The 1,512-nt window shown below is 62.0% G+C and carries 2 protein-coding genes; one reads left to right on the forward strand and one right to left on the reverse strand.

All coding sequences use genetic code 11. The features are described 5' to 3' along the window. A partial coding sequence (locus ABIC09_RS37385; RefSeq protein ID WP_354112433.1) for a hypothetical protein occupies positions 1-219 on the forward strand: 219 nt, incomplete at its 5' end. Between the two features lie 47 nt (positions 220-266). On the opposite strand, the gene ABIC09_RS37390 is transcribed toward ABIC09_RS37385, so the two are convergent. After that, positions 267-1,430: an IS110 family RNA-guided transposase gene (locus ABIC09_RS37390; protein WP_354112434.1), complete on the reverse strand. Its 1,164-nt coding sequence runs from the start codon at positions 1,428-1,430 to the stop codon at positions 267-269. Positions 1,431-1,512 lie beyond the last annotated feature (82 nt).

The following is a 1,512-nucleotide window of genomic DNA, read 5'->3' on the forward strand; positions in this document are numbered from 1 at the left end:
GGTTCAGAGCACTCCTTTTCGTCGGCGATCCAAGGTTCGAGCCGGTTCTGCAATCTGGTTTACGTGCCAGATCAAACTCACATTCGGTCGTCGCGCGATAGCGACTGCACCAACATTCCGCTTGCGGCGGGCAGGCTCGAGAGGACGGGACCATTCTTCGTTGCGGCGTTTGAAGCCATGCAATCCATCGGTTCGTCCACCCGGATCGACCGGGGCTGATCGGGCCCCGGCGGATGGGTTGTCGGTTAGGGAGAGGTCTCCCGATCTCAGGCTGCGCTCTTCATCACGGCTCCCTCGATCACGACGCCATGGGTAACGTACTTCCACAAAGCGACCAGAAGCTTGCGTGCCAGAGCAACGATCATGCGCTTGCTGCCGCGCTGGCTGTTGGCCTTGAACCAGAGTGTCAGCGCCGATTTGGGCTGATGGCGCACCCAGAGCCAGGCGAGCTGGATCATCGTCGTGCGAAGCCGCGGATTGCCGGCCTTCGAGACGCCTTGCTCTCGCTCGATTCCTCCGCTGCGCCACGGCGTCGCCGCAAGACCCGCATAGGCGGCGATCTGGCGCCGGTTGGAGAACTGCCGGTAGAAGGCCTCCGACCAGAGAATGATCGCAAAATTGGGCCCCATCGCCTTCAATGCCGACAGCATCGCCACCGGCTCCGTCGTCCCGCTTTCAAACTTTGCGGCAGCAGCCAACAACGCATCCTGCTCGGCCTCGACCGCCTTGATCTGGGTGAGTAACAGTTCAAGCCGGTCGAGTTCGCGGCTGATCTGCGCTTTCAAGTGCGCCGGCAGTTCCCGTCCGTCGCCGGTCTGCAAGGCCGCGAGCCGTATCCGTCGGTTCTGCCGCAAAGGCACGTAGTCGGATATGCCCTGTGCAAACAGAAGGCCTTTGATCCGGTTCACATGCTCGATCCGCTCGGCAATCAATGTCCGCCGTTCGCGGCTCAGCCGACGGCGATCTTCCTCTTCGGGCGAAGGGGCCGCCACCATCGCGCAGACCCGAGGCTCGCCGCGCTTGTAGGCCAGAAGGGCCCGCAACAGCGCCTCGCCATCGAGCCTGTCGGTCTTGGCCCGGCGTCGCCGTCGCGACGTCGCAATCGAGGCGGGATCGACCACGTGGCTCTCGATCCCCTCCTGTCGCATAACCCGGTGCAGCCAAAACCCCTCCAGCCCCGCCTCCTGGATCGTGATGATCGGATAGGTCTGACCGGTCCGGGCCATCGCCTTGCGCTTGAGTTCCGAAAACAGCTTCATCAGCTCAGCCGTATCGCTCGCCGAGACGCTATGTCTGGACATCTTCTCGCCGTTGCCAGGCGAAAGTGACGTGATCAGCCACGTCGAACGGCTCAGTTCCAAAGACACAAAAATTGCGCCAAACTGCGTGCGGATAGCGGTCGGTCCGTCGGAAGGATGATCGAGCAACATCGGTGTCTCCAGGTTGGGTGGTTTTGCAACTCCAGTCTGGCTCCAGACTCGGTCGCTATCCACCCCCCATGGAATCTTCGCT

Origin of the sequence: Bradyrhizobium sp. S3.12.5, assembly GCF_040548225.1 — a bacterium.
Classification (GTDB): domain Bacteria; phylum Pseudomonadota; class Alphaproteobacteria; order Rhizobiales; family Xanthobacteraceae; genus Bradyrhizobium; species Bradyrhizobium cytisi.

Coding starts and splice junctions, on each gene's coding strand:
- ABIC09_RS37390 (WP_354112434.1), bottom strand. CDS start 1,430: ATGTTGCTCGATCATCCTTCCGACGGACCGACCGCTATCCGCACGCAG.